This window comes from Chryseolinea sp. H1M3-3 (genome assembly GCF_029360725.1).
Lineage (GTDB): Bacteria > Bacteroidota > Bacteroidia > Cytophagales > Cyclobacteriaceae > Chryseolinea.
On the sequence record NZ_JARKMY010000009.1, the window covers coordinates 216,715 to 232,761 of the forward strand.

At 43.6% G+C, this 16,047-nt stretch carries 16 protein-coding genes; 8 read left to right on the forward strand and 8 right to left on the reverse strand.

What is annotated here, in order from left to right; translation table 11 throughout:
• Positions 1-10 precede the first annotated feature (10 nt).
• Entirely contained in the window at positions 11-970 is a 960-nt protein-coding gene (locus tag P2W71_RS15595; RefSeq protein WP_276372204.1) for an L-histidine N(alpha)-methyltransferase, read from the forward strand.
• A gap of 4 nt (positions 971-974) precedes the next feature.
• Here P2W71_RS15595 and P2W71_RS15600 read toward each other — a convergent pair whose 3' ends face one another.
• Both P2W71_RS15600 and P2W71_RS15605 read right to left on the reverse strand, forming a co-directional pair.
• Complete coding sequence (locus P2W71_RS15600) at positions 975-2,453, reverse strand: glycine betaine ABC transporter substrate-binding protein (protein ID WP_276372205.1); 1,479 nt, start codon at positions 2,451-2,453, stop codon at positions 975-977.
• The gene (locus tag P2W71_RS15605; protein ID WP_276372206.1) at positions 2,450-3,199 is read right to left on the reverse strand and encodes an ATP-binding cassette domain-containing protein; all 750 of its coding nucleotides are present in this window, start codon (positions 3,197-3,199) and stop codon (positions 2,450-2,452) included. The genes P2W71_RS15600 and P2W71_RS15605 overlap by 4 nt, the downstream gene beginning before the upstream one ends.
• A gap of 291 nt (positions 3,200-3,490) precedes the next feature.
• On the opposite strand from P2W71_RS15605, the gene P2W71_RS15610 reads away from it, so the two are divergent.
• From P2W71_RS15610 to P2W71_RS15620, 3 genes are read left to right on the forward strand one after another with little or no spacing between them, the layout of a single operon-like run.
• On the forward strand, positions 3,491-4,216 hold the full coding sequence (locus tag P2W71_RS15610; RefSeq protein ID WP_276372207.1) for a hypothetical protein: 726 nt from the start codon (positions 3,491-3,493) through the stop codon (positions 4,214-4,216).
• A 30-nt stretch (positions 4,217-4,246) separates the two neighbouring features.
• On the forward strand, positions 4,247-4,615 hold the full coding sequence (locus tag P2W71_RS15615; protein WP_276372208.1) for a YciI family protein: 369 nt from the start codon (positions 4,247-4,249) through the stop codon (positions 4,613-4,615).
• A 14-nt stretch (positions 4,616-4,629) separates the two neighbouring features.
• Complete coding sequence (locus P2W71_RS15620; RefSeq protein WP_276372209.1) at positions 4,630-5,859, forward strand: DUF6596 domain-containing protein; 1,230 nt, start codon at positions 4,630-4,632, stop codon at positions 5,857-5,859.
• Between the two features lie 40 nt (positions 5,860-5,899).
• On the opposite strand, the gene P2W71_RS15625 is transcribed toward P2W71_RS15620, so the two are convergent.
• A complete protein-coding gene (locus P2W71_RS15625) occupies positions 5,900-7,159 on the reverse strand; it encodes an alpha/beta hydrolase (RefSeq protein ID WP_276372210.1) in 1,260 nt (419 codons plus the stop codon).
• Positions 7,160-7,586: 427 nt separating this feature from the next.
• On the opposite strand from P2W71_RS15625, the gene P2W71_RS15630 reads away from it, so the two are divergent.
• Positions 7,587-8,135 (forward strand): type 1 glutamine amidotransferase domain-containing protein, encoded by a 549-nt coding sequence (locus tag P2W71_RS15630; protein ID WP_276372211.1) that lies wholly within the window; start codon positions 7,587-7,589, stop codon positions 8,133-8,135.
• A gap of 219 nt (positions 8,136-8,354) precedes the next feature.
• Here P2W71_RS15630 and P2W71_RS15635 read toward each other — a convergent pair whose 3' ends face one another.
• Positions 8,355-9,152 (reverse strand): DUF6597 domain-containing transcriptional factor, encoded by a 798-nt coding sequence (locus P2W71_RS15635; RefSeq protein ID WP_276372212.1) that lies wholly within the window; start codon positions 9,150-9,152, stop codon positions 8,355-8,357.
• A gap of 201 nt (positions 9,153-9,353) precedes the next feature.
• Here P2W71_RS15635 and P2W71_RS15640 point away from each other — a divergent pair, with 201 nt between their 5' ends.
• Together P2W71_RS15640 and P2W71_RS15645 are read left to right on the forward strand one after the other, a co-directional pair.
• Complete coding sequence (locus P2W71_RS15640) at positions 9,354-10,019, forward strand: cupin domain-containing protein (RefSeq protein WP_276372213.1); 666 nt, start codon at positions 9,354-9,356, stop codon at positions 10,017-10,019.
• A 196-nt stretch (positions 10,020-10,215) separates the two neighbouring features.
• Entirely contained in the window at positions 10,216-11,466 is a 1,251-nt protein-coding gene (locus tag P2W71_RS15645) for an asparagine synthetase B (RefSeq protein WP_276372214.1), read from the forward strand.
• 168 nt (positions 11,467-11,634) lie between these two features.
• On the opposite strand, the gene P2W71_RS15650 is transcribed toward P2W71_RS15645, so the two are convergent.
• Positions 11,635-12,111 carry a VOC family protein gene (locus tag P2W71_RS15650; protein WP_276372215.1) on the reverse strand — a complete coding sequence of 159 codons (477 nt, stop codon included), beginning with the start codon at positions 12,109-12,111 and terminating at the stop codon, positions 11,635-11,637.
• A 203-nt stretch (positions 12,112-12,314) separates the two neighbouring features.
• Here P2W71_RS15650 and P2W71_RS15655 point away from each other — a divergent pair, with 203 nt between their 5' ends.
• Complete coding sequence (locus tag P2W71_RS15655) at positions 12,315-13,025, forward strand: adenylate/guanylate cyclase domain-containing protein (RefSeq protein ID WP_276372216.1); 711 nt, start codon at positions 12,315-12,317, stop codon at positions 13,023-13,025.
• A 36-nt stretch (positions 13,026-13,061) separates the two neighbouring features.
• Here P2W71_RS15655 and P2W71_RS15660 read toward each other — a convergent pair whose 3' ends face one another.
• The 3 genes from P2W71_RS15660 to P2W71_RS15670 form a co-directional block, all read right to left on the reverse strand.
• Positions 13,062-14,081 carry a transglutaminase domain-containing protein gene (locus tag P2W71_RS15660; protein WP_276372217.1) on the reverse strand — a complete coding sequence of 340 codons (1,020 nt, stop codon included), beginning with the start codon at positions 14,079-14,081 and terminating at the stop codon, positions 13,062-13,064.
• 7 nt (positions 14,082-14,088) lie between these two features.
• On the reverse strand, positions 14,089-14,814 hold the full coding sequence (locus P2W71_RS15665; protein WP_276372218.1) for a carboxypeptidase-like regulatory domain-containing protein: 726 nt from the start codon (positions 14,812-14,814) through the stop codon (positions 14,089-14,091).
• Positions 14,815-14,988: 174 nt separating this feature from the next.
• Positions 14,989-15,903 carry a sugar phosphate isomerase/epimerase gene (locus P2W71_RS15670; protein ID WP_276372219.1) on the reverse strand — a complete coding sequence of 305 codons (915 nt, stop codon included), beginning with the start codon at positions 15,901-15,903 and terminating at the stop codon, positions 14,989-14,991.
• Between the last annotated feature and the right edge of the window lie 144 nt (positions 15,904-16,047).

Below are 16,047 nucleotides of genomic sequence, written 5' to 3' on the forward strand. Positions count from 1 at the left end.
TACCATAACAATGAATATTGAGGTAACGTCGGATATTATTCACGTCGTGGAGAAAGGTCTTCTCCGTGAACGTAAGTCACTTCCAAGTTGGCTTTTCTATGATGAAAATGGAGATCGTATATTCCAGGAGATCATGCGTATGCCTGAATACTATCTCACGGCATGTGAATATGAAATTCTCCAGATGAACAAGGGAGATATTTTAAAACGTTTTCATCGTTATGGACCATTTCAGTTGGTTGAACTTGGGGCGGGTGACGGTATGAAAACTGAAATTTTACTAAAGCATTTCGTAGCCGAGAAGACAGATTTCTCCTATCATCCGATTGATATATCATCGTCCGTATTGGAACAGTTGCAGCGACGTTTACAGAAAAGTCTGCCAGCGTTGCGTTATTATCCGCAGCAAGGTGAATACATCGATGCGCTCAGCAAGCTCAACCTGAGTTCGGAACAACGAAAAGTGATTTTATTCCTCGGTTCCAACATCGGCAACTTTACGCTCAAACGTGCCAAGGAATTTCTCAAGCACGTTAGCGCTTCCATGCATGTTGATGATCTCTTTTTCTTAGGTGTTGACTTAAAAAAGGATCCGCGCGTGATCCGTCGCGCATACGATGATGCAACGGGTATTACAAAACGGTTCAATATGAATTTGCTTTCGAGACTCAATCGGGAACTGGGGGCGAATTTTATGTTGGATCAGTTTGATCACTATGCTACATATGATCCCGAAACAGGAGAGGCTAAAAGTTACCTGGTTAGTCTGCGCGAACAGGATGTTTATGTGGACGCGTTGAACCGCAACATACACTTCGCCCGTTGGGAATATATCCACACGGAAGTTTCCCTCAAGTACGATCAGCCCATGCTTGAGGAACTTGCGGAAATAAGCGGGCTTCAAATTATCAAACAGTATTGGGACGGAAAACACAATTTTACGAATGTAATTTTTGTGAAGCCGAGATGAACGATTAAAGGGTACGCCGCTGAAGATGACGGGGTACGGCTACCCACTCAATGAACTCGAATACTAATTCAGTAATGATTGCTAAAATTGCTGATGGAATTGCTCCGGTTAAAATCATGTTCATGTTGTTTAACGCCAGCCCGGTTACGATGAATTCCCCTAATCCTCCGGCACCAATAAAGGCAGCGAGTGTAGCCGTGCCTACATTGATGACGGCAGCCGTGCGGATACCGGTTAAAATCATGGGTTTCGATAACGGTATCTCTACTAGCCATAATTTTTGCCATGCATTAAGTCCTATACCAGAAGCTACATTTTTTAATACGGGATCTACCGTATGAAGTCCGACGACTGTATTGCGTAAAATGGGAAGTAAGGAATAGAAAAACAGTGCAATCACGGCTGGGAGTTTTCCGATTCCGACCAGAGGAATCATCAACGCAAGCAACGCGATCGAAGGAATGGTTTGGAGAATTCCCGCAAAATACAAGGCTACTTTTGATAACCTTGGAAACCTGTATAGCAGTATTCCCAACGGTACCGCTACGCTGATGGAAGCCAGCAGCGCAATGAGCGTTAAAGTAATATGTTCTCCGGTTTTTTTTAGAATGAGGGCGCTATCGCGTGACTGCGATTTGCTATCTTGATTTAGAATACCTTTTAGAATTAGAAAACTCCGAGCGATTTCCGAATGACTCTTCTTTTCAAATAAAGCCTTCGCATTGAGTTGCTGCATTTCTGCTTCGGTGATTTTCGATGACAAGGAATTCAAAAGTTTTTTTGCACGGTCCGGAAGTTTCGCTGAATAGAACGAAACGGCCTGGTACGCTGAAAAGAATTCTTTATCATCCTTCAGAAGCACGAGTTTGTAATGATTGATTTCACCGTCGGTCGCATAGGCATCCGTGATGTTGATCTTATTTTCAATTATTGCCTGATAGGCCAAACCATGTTCCAGGCCAATCGCCTGCTGAGGAAGCCCATAAGCAACTGCAAGGTTTTTCCAGCCGTCATTTCGTTCCAAAAATTCATAGCTTACGCCGATTTTTAGTCCGGGATGATTTTTAAGATCTGAAATGTTTTCAACGTTTAATCGCTCCGACAATTCAGCAGACATTACCAATGCATACGTATTATTAAAACCATAAGGAGGAGAAATCTCCAACTGGAACTTATTGAGAAGTTGCGCACTGAGAACTTCCCAAGGCGCAGACCGTTCGGACTTGAGTATTTCTGCAGCAATGGTTCCAGTGTACTCCGGATATACGTCAATCGCGCCGGTGCGAAGTGCTTCAAAGCTTACCATTGTTCCTCCCAGATTAAATTTTCGATCAACGGTATAGCCACCCGCTTCGAGTATTTGAGAGATCATTTCGCTTAAAATATACCCTTCGTTAAAATGCTTTGCTCCTACCCGGATGGTTTGTTGACCAAGCGAGACCCGGAAAGTGAGCATGCAGCATAACAGGAATATAAGCCTCATAGATCGATGTTTTCAGAAAGTAACTGCTTCAGTTGTTCCTTGTCGCCCTGCCTGACTATCTTTCCTTCCCTTAACCAAACGAAGTAATCGGCAAGTGTTAAGGCTTCCTGCTTGTTGTGCGTAATCAGCACTACGGTACGCGGTTCATTTTTTTGACTTTTTAACATATCTTGAAAAATAGAACCTTTGGTTTCGTCATCCAGCGAAGCAAACGGTTCATCCATCAGCAGCACGGGGGGATTAAGAAACATCGCGCGACACAGCCCTACGCGTTGTTGTTCTCCACCCGAAAGCTGATGAGGATATTTCATTAAGTATGTGGAAGGAAGTTGCACTAAGTCCATCAGGTAATTTATTCGGGCCACAATGGACTTCGTTTCCGCCTTGGCGATATGCGCTAACACACTCATGTTTTTTTGTATTGTAAGATGTGGAAACAGACCAATGTTCTGTACGACATAGCCGATCTTCAGTCTTGTGGCATGAATGGATTCATAGCGGATCGGCTGCCCAAACAGTTTAACAATGCCGCTCTTAGGTTTCACCATACCGTTGATGGTTTGCAGCAATGTTGTTTTCCCGCTCCCGCTTTTGCCGAGAATAGCGGTGATTTTATTTTTTTGAAAGTTGTAAGATATGTCTGCTAAGACCCGTTTGTCGCCATAGCCTTGAGCAATATTTTCCAAGCTGATAACGGATTCATCGTTGATCGTCTGATTATTGTACGGTATGTCTCGAGTATCCATCGTACGGAGCTTCCCCACTAAAAAGATTGATGCAGGATAAAGGTTATTCGATAAACAATCAATAGTAAAAGGGCAAATTCATTAAATAAAGCACCACCCGATAGTAAACGAGATGCTTCCCTTCTACCGGATTCCTCTAGTTTAAGCCCACCCCATTATTCCCATTATCGCTCTCGTCTTTCTAAAGTATCTTGGTGGTTGTGCTTACTAATAATAATGTGCCGACAGTGTCTGTGCAAAAATAAATTCGAACCGATGTCCGGATTTCTGAAATGAGCGTGTCTTACCCGCATGAGAATTCTTTTTTTGTTTGTCTTCGCGCTTTCAAACATCATTCCATGTTATGGATATGTTTTGCACGATACTACTTCCAATGTGCGTGTATCGGCTAAATTACAGGTGTCCAACGTCGGACTGGCACCCGTACCTGCATTCTCGTTTAATAGTCCAATTGTCTTTGGTTTTTTAACCGTCAAAAAACAAGCGTTTAGCTTTGAACCGGATGTCGCGGTGGGGATGAATGGTAAACCGTGGATGACCAACAACTGGTTCAGGTTTACTGTATTCGACCGAAATAAATGGAAAGCTAATCTTGGCGTGAATCCTTCCCTGTTTTTCGAATACGAAACGTTAGGTTCAGGTGAAAAGATTATTCGTACACAACGCAACCTGACGTTTGAAGCTGCTGTTACGTATAAATCTAACGGCTGGAATCTGGGGTTTTTGTTTATGAACATTAACGGGTGTGATCCTGGAACATTGTCGGGAAATTTTTTTAATATACACGGGGAGTTCACTGCGGTGCACATCAGGGAAAAGATCTTCTTCAATCTAAAGCCTCAATTATTCTATTTCAACTTCAATAGTAACAGCGATGGTTTTTTTGCCGCCAGCGCCTTAGACATTAAACACATCAACCTTCCATTAACCGTTTTTACCCAGGGTGTTTTACCACTATGGGCAGATTTTCCAACGACGGGCTTTAAATGGAATTTCGGTATGTTAATAATTTTATAAATATTTCATCAAACTAAATTTGATTTCATTATGCAACGATTTATGTTCATTGTTCGTGAAGACTTAAAAAAAATTGGTAAACTCACCGATAAGGAAAGACTTTCGAATGTACCAATTCCCCATGAATGGCTACGTTCCCTTGCTGAATCGGGTAACTATGTTACCGGTGAGGCCTTGGCAGTGACAGGACGGTATGTGTCAAAAAATGAAGTGCTTTCGGATGGTCCTTTCATTGAAGCAAAAGAGGGTATCAGTGGTTTTGATATCATCCTGGCGGAAAACCTTGAGCAAGCTGTTTCTATTGCTCAGACCAATCCCCTAGTTGCATCGGGTGCTGCCATCATAGAAATCAGGCCATTTCTGTTCCAAGACCAAGATGAGTTTTTCAAAAATTCCTAAAGTTGAAGTTTCCGATGGATACCCTCCAGCGCGCCGTTGACAAATTGTACAAAGAACGTTTCGGGCAACTTGTTGCGTCCTTGCTCTACTCATCGCGTGACATTGACCCGGCGACCGCGGAAGATATTGTACAGGATTCGTTTTCAGTGGCACTTTCTCATTGGGCACAAAACGGCATCCCACTCCACCCATCCGCGTGGATTTTCAAAGTGTGCAGGAACAAAGCACTCAATACGCTCCGCTGCAAAGGTCGGATGGAAGGATTGTCGGAGCGCACGCCGATTCAGACGGTGGAGTCTCGTTTCACTGAATCGGTACTTGACGATCACACACTCTCGTTGCTGTTTGCCGCTGCCCATCCGGACCTTGCGCCTAAAATACAGATCGTTACAACGTTGAAGTATGTGATAAACCTGAAAGTAGAAGCTATCGCCAAATGCCTGGCGATGACGCTTGACAGTGTGGATAAGTTGCTCGTCCGCGCACGCCAGAAAATAAAAGATGAAAAAATATTGTTGGAGGAACCACGGTTGACAGAACTGAAGCGGCGACTTCCAACGGTTCACAAAATAATTTATCTCATTTTCAATGAAGGTTACAAGTCATCGTGGGGCAACGAACTGATACGGGAAGAGCTTTGCGAGGAGGCTTTGCTGCTGAACAGAGCATTGATGGAGAACGGCCTGGGCAACAAAGAAACAGCTGCGCTTCATGCGCTAATGTTATTTAACAGTGCCCGTTTCAAATCTCGGTTTGACGTGAATGGTGAATTGGTGGAATTGGAAAACCAGGATCGTACGCTATGGAATCATAACTTGATTTCACTAGGAAATCATTATTTGAATGAATCACAGTGTGAAACATTATCGAGTTATCACCTCGAAGCCTATATTGCATACCTCCACAGTACGGCGCCTACGTTTGAAGCAACAGATTGGAAAATCATCACGCAAATGTATGCTATCTTACTGAAGAACAATCCGAATCCATTTATCCGGTTAAGTTACGCTGTCGCGCTCTATTATGATGGCAGAAAGGAAGACGCATTCAGAACACTGCAAGAACTACAGCGTCTTTCATTTTTCAACCGGTATTACTTATTCAATTTGACTTTAGGAAAATTACACCATCTTGAAGGCCGTGATGCAATAGCCCGTACTTTCTTGACGGAGGCAATAGGACAAACAAATTTCCTTAAGGAGAAAAATTTTATTGCGCGGTTGTTAGCTAGCCTGGGGAACTAGTTAATTGAAAGTTGTAGTCAGCATGACGGAACCGAAGTTGTTACTTGCTAAACACCTCAATTACCATCTCCTCTCCCTTTTTAATATCGACGACATAATCACTTTTATCATTGGGACGTTGCCGTGCGAATACGTGCTGATTATCAATGCTGGGCGATAGGTCCCGTTTTCGAAGGAACTCTCCCCATGCGCGCTTGTCTTGTTCAGTAAGGGTGCCATCGCGTTGTTTGGCCATCATCTCAATCATGAATGGATGTCGTGAGTTGCTTATCCAGCGCGTAGCATCTTGTCTCACTTCGATGCGGTACTTCCCCTCCACCGGTCCTTGATTCGCAGGAATGGTAAATCTTCCCATTTCACCCGTACCGGTATTGTTCATGTAGATTACAACGGGTGGAGCTTCCGGTCGATTGACAGGTGTTAAAATGGCCATGCCTTTTATGAGTGGTTTGCCATCGAGTTTAATTACACCTGACAAGGCGATCTGCGGTTTGTCGGTCAGGTATCCGCCTGCAGCCATCCAGTTGTACAGTAGCGCTGTCCATGTTCCTAAAACAGGATCACCAATAGCAAAGCCTGATCCATGCACGCCGTTACGGAAGAAGTGTGCTTCAACAGGTGCACCGGCGCGGAACATGCGGTGATACAATTCTACCATACCGGCTGTTGCTCCCCTATCTTCGGCCGTACCATACATGAACGTCGGCGGTAAATTGGCAACTGTAGCTGAATCAACACTTGAAGGAATCTGCAGGGCTCCATATGCAAGGATCATGAAATCAGGTCTTGTTGAAAAGCGATCCAAGGGGTCTGTCGTACCACCTTGACCAGGTATCGCATTCAATGTCATGTCAGCAATTAAATTAGCGCCAGCAGAAAAGCCAATCGCGCCTACCCTCTCGGGAGAAATGTTATAATCACGCGCATTCGAGCGTATGTATTGCATTGCCCGTTGTCCGTCTTTCACCCAATCCGTTCGCGTATAAAGTGGTCTTAGCCTATACCGCAGCACAAATGCTGTGATGCCATGATCTTTCAGCCACTGTGCTACCAGAACGCCTTCGTGGTCCACGGCGCGGATGGTGAACCCTCCTCCAGGCACGACCAATATAGCCGCACCGTTGCGTTTAGATGGCTCGGGAATAAACGGTATGATCGCTGGTTTGTCTTCGTCTGTGGTGCCTGTTGCACCAGGCGCACCGTTCGGCCACAAGAGAATGGGGTCTGCCAGTTTCTGAGCGATTGCTGACGACGATAGGGTTACCCATGTGGCAAGGATTAGGGGTATCAAGTTTTTCATGATCAGTAAAGAATTACGTTTCTCATTTCAAGGTAGCGGTTGTTTCATTTTTTTATATTCGTCCCCATTTGAATGCATATTAACATGGTTTATTCAGGTCTGCTTTTTTCCTAATAAAAATATTTATTTCCGGACGGTAGCTTGGCTAATTGTTTAATATTTGAACCATCAGCCAATCGTATTGTGTATGGCATTGGGTCGCATTGTATGTGAATGTAATGTTGAATAATGCGCTGCTTGAATATCGTCTACGGAATCTTTCAGTAGTCAATTTCCTAAATATAAAGTTTGAATAATCAGGAATTACGTTTATCGCGTCAAATTTTACCTTGGATAGCTTGTCCTTGCAACTACATAATCTAATTTGAAAAATACTTTTAACCTTGCCCATTTCCAGTTGTTAACCTTTAAACTAAACAAACTATTTATGCCAGATTTAAAAAACATGAAGGTCGCTATTCTCACAGAGAATGGCTTTGAGCAGTCCGAATTGACCAGCCCGAAAGACGCAATGGAAAAGGCTGGGGTAAAGGTAGAGATAGTGTCTCCTCAGTCAAAAGAGGTGAAAGCATGGGATGTGGACAATTGGGGTATTACCGTTCCGGTAGATGTTACACTCGATAAGGCAAATCCCGAAAGCTATGATGGATTAATGCTGCCGGGCGGTGTACTCAATCCCGATAAACTCAGGACGAATCAGAAAGCAATTACGTTTGTAAAACACTTTTTGGAGCATGGCAAACCTGTTGCAGCCATTTGTCATGGTCCTCAGACATTGATTGAAACGGAAATGATCGAAGGGAAAAAGATGACTTCTTACCCCGCCATTAAAACAGATTTGATCAATGCGGGTGTCAACTGGGTAGATGAAGAGGTCGTTGTAGATCATGGTCTGGTTACAAGCCGCTCGCCAAAAGATCTGAAAGCCTTCAATAAAAAACTTTTGGAAGAATTAGCCGAGGGCGTACATGCATAGAATTTTGCGCTGCTTCGATGTTCGATGTTCGTTGTTCTGTGATTCGACTAATAACATGGAATATCGGATGTCGAACTTCGAATGAGCTCAAATGCCTTTCTTCAATGCTGAACAAGTTTCGAGACACGCGCTGAAGCAGGCTTTAGCAGAATTGAAGCTATTGGGTAAAACTGCATCGCCACTTCGCAAATTTCCCTTCTCTTCCGTATCCGATAGTCCTCACCGAATTACCCTGAAGCTCCCTAGCACATTTTGTTTTGTCAACTGAGATGGTGTAAATCCTGAAAACGATCGAATCTCATTGTTAAAATGGGGTTGGTCAAAGTAATTATATTGATAAGCTGTCGTCGTAAGAAACTCGCATGGCTGGTTGCTTAATGATCTTAATACTTTTTGAAAGCGAAAAATTCGCTGCAGCTTTTTAGGACTGACGCCCACATGCTTATTGAATAACCGGGCGATGTGTTGCTGTGATCGTCCTATTTGACCTGCAATTTCTTTTACTGAAATTTCATCTGGTTGTTGTAATAAGGAGGTAACAGCTGGAATACACGATTCTTCACTTGCTTGGGCAAAAGCGGCCTCTAGCCAATTGCATAACATGCTTAATCGCCGATGAAGGCATTCGGTGCTGGCCATTTCATCGGAGATTTTCTGAAATTTCTGTTTGTTAATAACATCCAGTTCAAACTCGGAATCTATAAATTCAGACATAGGAATCTTCATCAGGTGAAATGCTCCAAAGGGTTTGAAAATAACACCGACCTGCTCGAAGTTTCCGTGGTACTTCAAATCCAAATACGAAGTTGCAGGGCCCGCGAAAAAATTATTTTTCCAAGTAGCAAGAGCCCCATTTGTACGCGTTATACTAACGGCACCGCCAAAATTAAAAATCAAGCAACTGCCACCATCGGGCACGATTCTTTCGCTGCGTATTTCCTCTTGGCCTTGGGAAGCCCAAACAGCAGCAACAAATGGGTGTAAATGGTGTGAGATGTTTTGGAAGGCTATTTCCATACGGGCCAGCTTTCGTGTGGCAAACGGATTTACGTTCTAAAAGGTTGTCTGCCAACAGCGCTCATTTTTTATCAGTTTTTAGTCAAGAGACTAGTCATGCAAAAAAGCATTGAGAACATTGAAAGAATTTTTTTCGATGTTCATTTTTTCCAATCAACACTCACCTCACGATAATTTCTTTGCATCATAAAATCAAAACAAATGAAAACTAGAACCATGTTTCTCGTCCCTGCCATTATCATTACCGGCTACCTGGCCATTAGTATCGTCCTTCATCATTACTTATTCCCCTTGGAAAAAATTGACTATGCAAGTTATTTTAAACCGGGGGACCAATTAAACAGTGTTGCGGAAGGTTTTAATCAAACAGTTGTATCAGTGGAAGGTGAATGGCTTGATTCACGCCTGGTGATTCAACCCCATGCACCTGGCCCGCCTGAACATGTTCATACGGAGTTTGATGAAACATTCACAGTAAAGGAAGGCGTGCTGAGCGTTCTTATTAATGGTGAACACAAGTTGATCAGGGCTGGTGAATCGGTATTGATCCCAAAAGGAACGGCGCATAAACCCTTTAATGAATCCGATCACATTGTAATCGTTGAAAACCAGGATGGTAGAAAAAGTTTTCCGACAAAGTTCGCTTACTATTTAAAGCAACTGTATCCTGTAATTGACGAGATGGGAAAAGATATCAGCTTGCTCAGGCTTACGCTGCAGATGTCGGTATACGGCAATGACATGGATACATGGATTGCTGGACCACCCATTGGTTTGCAACGCGCTATCCGCTTTACGGTTGCTCCGACTGCGAGACTTTTGGGTTATAAAAATTATTATAAGCCAGGCTTAAGGGTTCAGAGATGAGGATTTCGAAATGAAGGAGATGCACGGACCTGAGAATCCGCACGCGTCGTTACGCATTTTCTTTTGGCGCACCGTAGTTACTTTTCCTTCTGTCATGCGGGCTTACCTCATTCAGTTACCGTGCAACGCCCATCACATTTTCGTTGAATTTCCTTAAAAAGATTTGCATCTTTAGTAAAGACCTACCCCGTGCTGTATGAAAAAGTTCCGCGCGTCTCTCCTTGCTGTTTTTCTGCTGGCCTCGGTCCAAGCTTGTATTGCCAACGCTATCCTTATTCCGATGGACGAGGCTCAGAAGAATCATCTGAAATCGTATGGCCTAGCTTTTGACGCACTGCAACGGGGTGGCTATCTAGATTGGCTGTTGAATTACCGTGGCGGAAGTTTTCTCTTTCCATACGAGCAATACATTCACTCCGAGTGTGTCGTTCGGGGTATTTCATTTGAAGTTTTGTCTAGTGCAGCCGTTAATGCTATCCTGACAGAAATTGAATCTCCTGCAGTAAACATGAATGTTGTGCGGCTTGAAAAGTCCCCGCGCATTGCTGTTTATTCTCCCAAAGGCGAGTTCCTGAAAGATGAAACGGATGCAGTTATTACCGTGCTGGATTATGCCGAGATACCTTATACCATTATTTACGACGAAGAAGTTGTTGGAGAACAATTGGTTAAATATGACTGGCTTCACTTGCATCATGAAGATTTTACTGGCCAGGCAGGGCGGCACCTTAGACCGGAGTCTCAGCTGGAAGCAGACCTTCAAAAAATTACTGCCAGTAAACTGGGGTATGCTAATGTAACGGCGATGAAGTTGGACGTAGCCAAAAAAATAAAAGGATTCTGCGCCGGCGGTGGCTATCTTTTCGCAATGTGCTCTGGTGCCGAAACGTTTGACATTGCATTGGCCGCAGACGGCGTAGATATCAGCGAGACGATGTACGATGGTGATGAGGTGGATCCGGATGCCCAGTCGAAACTCGACTTCTCGAAGACACTCGCCTTTGAGAATTTTACAATGGAGCCCGGGTACAGTCGGCGGTTTTCTGATATCAATACTGGCTGGGGAGATTACTGGCAACGCAGCAACGACTTTTTTAGCCTTTTCCAATTTTCCGCAAAGTGGGACATCATCCCGTCCCTGCTAACGCAGAACCATGAGCACGCCATCCGGGAGTTTATCGGACAAACCACAGCATTTAGCAAGTACGTTGTAAAACCCGCTGTACTGGTATTGGCGGAGAACAGACGGCTCAATAATGTCAGATACATCTATGGAGAATTGGGCCGGGGACACTGGACTTTTTATAGCGGGCATGACCCGGAAGGAACTCCAGGTCGTTGGAGGGAACCTACGGACCTCAACCAACACCCGAACTCACCAGGATACAGGCTTATATTGAACAACGTATTGTTTCCTTCAGCAAAAAAGAAAAAGCAAAAAACATGATCATCATTTTTGAATCAATCAACGACTTGATCATGTTTTAGGAGGCAGTTCTCTGGTGACATTCGATCTAACTGACCAAGAGTTATAAATCTATTATGATAACTGAGTTTAGCGAGGTGACTAAAAAAGCCACCGGGAATGATGGCTTTTCATTTATGAGAATTGCTGTTAAGCTGTAACACCTTCTCTGAATTGTCTTGCGCGTTTTTCCATTTCTTCGTCGTCTACATCTTCAACGTGAGTTGCAATCCACCATTCATTTCCCCAATTGTCTTTGACGCCGGAGGAACGATCACCGTAAAACTCGTCAACAGGCTCCCGTAACGAAGTACCATTGGCATTTAAGGCTTTCTTGTATGTGTCGTCAACATTGTCAACATACAAGTATAGTCTACAGGTTCCAGCGGGATATTTCTCGGTAGCGTCACTGACCATAATTTGTGAATCACCGACCTGAATACTGGCATGCATTACCTTGCCGTCTTGTGTTTTCATGATCGCTGTTGTTTTTCCATCAAATGACTGCTCGATAAACCGAATAAGTTCATTGGCACCATCCACAACCAGGAATGGAGTAACCGTGTGCATTCCCTCGGGAACTGCCTTCACGGATTTGCTTTTTTGGTTTTTGCTTTGCTTTTCCATGGTGTTTTTATTTTAGTGGTTATTAAAGGAAAACGATCCATAACGGGGTTTGTTCACGAGGATTTTGGTACGAAAGCCCAACCTGGAACAGCCTTGAGATTTAGCAAAAATTTACAAAAAAAACAGGTCATTGCGTTTTGTTACTGACAGGGGGTTGTCACCGAGTGTTTGTTCCTTTGAAGCATATCAAAATCAACAAAGCCATGCAACAGCTTACATTGTTCAGCAATAACACGTCTCGCTCCGTACGGAAAAATATTAGTAAACGCGGCCGGAAGAATGTGCGGCCGGCTACCTCCGCTGCTCCACGATGGGATTTATGGATACAAGAGGCAGATTCAGAAAAAGAGATGGCGCTTTTTTTCCTGGACATCCGTAATTTTACACCCCTTGCCGAGAAACACCACGCTTTTGATGTTATACACCTTGTCAAAAAACTTTTTTCAACGTTTCATAATATCATCCGGGTGCATCATGGTCAGATCATCGAAACTTCCGGTGATGGGTTTTATGCTGCTTTTGGCTTTAACAGTGATGTGAGCCGGGCAGTGAATGATTCGGTAAACGCCGGCATGGCCATATTGAAGACCCTCGAAAAACTAAACTCGGAATCTTTTGAACAAAACCTCCATCAACGCATAGATATTGGGATTGGTGTACATGTTGGAAAAGTTGCAACCGGCAGCCTACATCTTGGATCGAAGGATCATTTTGTGGTAATGGGCTATCCTGTGAATGTGGCTTCAAGGATACAGGCAGCGACGAAAGAGCTCAACAACAATTTCATTGTGTCATCGGAGATTTTTAAGATGTTGAAGAATCCTGAGTTCTCCAATGAGCCGGTCAACATACGATTAAAAGGTGTAACAGATACATGTGATGTACATCTGTTGGGGAGATCGTATGGGAGGTAGTGGATTACACGAAATCCGGTCGCATGATAAAATTACTTATTCAATCTTGACCGAATAACTAACTATATACTCATCATTCAGGAGCAGGTGCACGATGTGTGTTCCCTTCGATGCGAAAACATGATCGATGTTGTATACGCCATCGTCGGAATGGGATACCGTGGGAACCACCACGTTTGATTGACCAGCGCGAATGAACTGTAAGGTTACATTTTCAAATTTATCATTACCCTGCTTTGCAAAGCGAAATGAAATCGGTTCCCCTTTTTTGCCAGCCACGTCGAATGTTTCGGGAAATTGTGGGTTAATGTTATAGCGAAAGGCGCCTCGGTAAATAAGCGGCCCATTTAAGAAAGCTTGTATTGTGGGTTTCTCACCCAATAACAGCCACGATGAATCCAACGGATAATGACTTCTTACAAACAAGGAAGGATCTGCTAGAAAATAACTGTCGTCGTACTTCTTAATAAAACGCTTCAGTGTGGCATCAATCGAACCGCTCGACCATGTTGCGTCGCATAAAAACCAGTGGCCATCAAGTTGTATGGCATTCCAGGTATGATTCGCGGTAGCTTGTCCCCGCACATTAGCGTGTGCGGTCCTTCCGTAACCATCGATGACTTCACAATTAAGTCCGGCATGCAATGCTAATTCCTTAACCAGGTAGGCATATCCCGAACAAACGGTCTTTCGATCCGTCATTAACGTATGGAATACCCGCTTCCCAAACTTCCTATTCCATGCGTCAAGCGCTTTAATATCTTTAAGTTTTTCACGGACGCGCTTATTTTCTACGTATAGACCATAGTCATTGTCAATATTCGTGCAGATCCAGGAGTAGATCGACCTGAATTTTTCGACCTCGGTAGGAAGTGTTCTTGTCAGTTTGTCGGCCAGCAGCGGGAGGTCTTGAAGCGAATGCTGAGGATACAACGCTGCAATGCTGTCGGCTTTGCTAAAATCTGCTTCACTGAAATCCTGGACTTGCGCACTCAGCGTGAATGAATACGCGATGATAATTAAGAACAGTAAAGGAGTCTTAAATTGTTTCTCCATAAAATGATCAGAAGAGATTCTTAACTTTTTTCCACCATCGAAGAATGCCAGAAGTAGTTTCTGTGTAGGCGCTATCAACATTTACTTCACCCATCAAGTGAACGTACTCAAGTGTTATCTTGACTTCCAATACCTTCGACTCGCTCTTAACCACACGATATTCTTGTGTATCGTATCCGATAAAACTAAAGATCAATACGTCTCCCTCTTTTAACTTTTGAGGGAACTCAAATTGACCGTTAATATCTGTGGTTGCTCCAACGTTGGTTCCCTTCAACAGAATGTTAACCCCTGCTACCGGTTGATTGTCGTATGGATCCGTCACCACACCTCTTATTGTATAATCGTCTGCAATTATTGGTGTGCTTTCATTGAATTGCTTGCCTTGACAGTGTATCTCTGTATTTGTTTTTGCCGGTGGAAGATTGGCAGATCCTTGCTTGCTGACAAAAACAAACAACAGGCTCAGCACCCCGGCCTTAAGCAAGGTAAGACCCGGGCGAATTTTAGGCAGCACCTGTTGTTGATATGCTTTTAGTTGTTGAGGTCGGAACCGCCCGCAGGTTTGAGTAGCATTGGTGGTAAAATAGCCAAATATTTCTTCATCGTTCATATTGGTAAAGTCAATAACCGTTTTGTTGCAGGAGGCGCAGAATCCACCCTGAGCTCGCGCTGTAAAGCTGTTCCAATTTTCCGAGCATGCATGGGGAATGCTTAATGATAAGTGTTTCATTGGTGATGTTTTTACGGAAGATGCAGCGTAAGACCAAATTCCATAAAGAATTTTATTTTTTTATTCCGATGTATGAAAACTTGAATAAAGAACACCCCTACACCTTTATTATGCCTCGCGAAGTTAAGTTTAGACGATAAACTTTCCCCTAACGGTTTGGGCTAAAGACATTTCCTACAAATACCGCTCAAGATTCTTTTTGAAGAAATGCGCACTATCGGTAATACTTTGAATCGGGTCTTTGGCAAAGTTTCCACCTTGCTCCAGGAAATACAACTGCATCCCTGCACGAGAAGCTTCGGGAAGGATTACCGTATAATCGATGGAACCGTTGCCCAGCTCTGTGTAATCCCTGCTCACTTTATCCATATCTTTGATATGCCACATAACAAAGCGTCCTGGTTGTTTGCTGAACAACTCCGCAGGGGTGAGCTTTGAAGAATGCATTACCCAGTAAAGATCGACTTGTAATTTAACAAGTGCCGGATCTGTTTCCTGCATAATAATATCGTATCCATTCTGCCCGCCGTGATCGGCGAATTCAAAATCATGATTGTGATATGCAAATCCCAGTCCTGCTTTCGTGACTTGTTCACCAACGCTGTTTAGTTTGCTTGTGAGCAATTTGAATTTTTCCAATGTGCGTGATTCGGGCATTAACCACGGCCACGTGATGTATCGTTGACCGATAGCATGAGCACCTTCGATACACTGATCCACATATCGCTCCAATGCATCTGCTGGTGTATCCAAATAACGAAAAAGATCGTAGTGACCGCTGGACGTTGTTAGGTGGTTATCGTCAAGAAGTTGTTTGAAGGCGGATGCTTTTAAACCGTAGTACATCCTCTCGTCACCGTTGTAACCATAAGTTTCAAGATCTTCATATCCCAACGACGCAATCTGTTTTAATGTGCCAGTGAGATCGCTGGCCATCGCTGCGCGCACGGTGAACAGCTGTAGACCCATTTTATACTTGTTCGATGCTGCTGAGGAATTAAAACCAGGAAGTGTTATAAGAGAAGCTGACATTATTGCACATGAGCTGTGGATAAATCTGCGGCGGTTAATTGGTTCTTGATTTTTCATCTTCAACTTGGTGTATACGGTACAGACCGCCAATATAAAAAATAAATATCCATTAAAAATTTTGTGCCTCTGTTGTCAATAATCATAGATCTAACAACTGTTACCAGTGCGAGCAATCGATTGGCGTTAGGGCTCAACATAAAC

Bases quoted from the DNA above. Each gene is read 5' to 3' on its own strand.
- P2W71_RS15620 (WP_276372209.1), top strand. From the start codon at position 4,630: ATGGATACCCTCCAGCGCGCCGTTGACAAATTGTACAAAGAACGTTTC.
- P2W71_RS15605 (WP_276372206.1), bottom strand. From the start codon at position 3,199: ATGGATACTCGAGACATACCGTACAATAATCAGACGATCAACGATGAA.
- P2W71_RS15665 (WP_276372218.1), bottom strand. From the start codon at position 14,814: ATGAAACACTTATCATTAAGCATTCCCCATGCATGCTCGGAAAATTGG.
- P2W71_RS15635 (WP_276372212.1), bottom strand. From the start codon at position 9,152: ATGGAAATAGCCTTCCAAAACATCTCACACCATTTACACCCATTTGTT.
- P2W71_RS15660 (WP_276372217.1), bottom strand. From the start codon at position 14,081: ATGGAGAAACAATTTAAGACTCCTTTACTGTTCTTAATTATCATCGCG.
- P2W71_RS15595 (WP_276372204.1), top strand. From the start codon at position 11: ATGAATATTGAGGTAACGTCGGATATTATTCACGTCGTGGAGAAAGGT.
- P2W71_RS15670 (WP_276372219.1), bottom strand. From the start codon at position 15,903: ATGAAAAATCAAGAACCAATTAACCGCCGCAGATTTATCCACAGCTCA.
- P2W71_RS15640 (WP_276372213.1), top strand. From the start codon at position 9,354: ATGAAAACTAGAACCATGTTTCTCGTCCCTGCCATTATCATTACCGGC.
- P2W71_RS15650 (WP_276372215.1), bottom strand. From the start codon at position 12,111: ATGGAAAAGCAAAGCAAAAACCAAAAAAGCAAATCCGTGAAGGCAGTT.
- P2W71_RS15615 (WP_276372208.1), top strand. From the start codon at position 4,247: ATGCAACGATTTATGTTCATTGTTCGTGAAGACTTAAAAAAAATTGGT.
- P2W71_RS15610 (WP_276372207.1), top strand. From the start codon at position 3,491: ATGAGAATTCTTTTTTTGTTTGTCTTCGCGCTTTCAAACATCATTCCA.
- P2W71_RS15655 (WP_276372216.1), top strand. From the start codon at position 12,315: ATGCAACAGCTTACATTGTTCAGCAATAACACGTCTCGCTCCGTACGG.
- P2W71_RS15600 (WP_276372205.1), bottom strand. From the start codon at position 2,453: ATGAGGCTTATATTCCTGTTATGCTGCATGCTCACTTTCCGGGTCTCG.
- P2W71_RS15630 (WP_276372211.1), top strand. From the start codon at position 7,587: ATGCCAGATTTAAAAAACATGAAGGTCGCTATTCTCACAGAGAATGGC.
- P2W71_RS15645 (WP_276372214.1), top strand. From the start codon at position 10,216: ATGAAAAAGTTCCGCGCGTCTCTCCTTGCTGTTTTTCTGCTGGCCTCG.
- P2W71_RS15625 (WP_276372210.1), bottom strand. From the start codon at position 7,159: ATGAAAAACTTGATACCCCTAATCCTTGCCACATGGGTAACCCTATCG.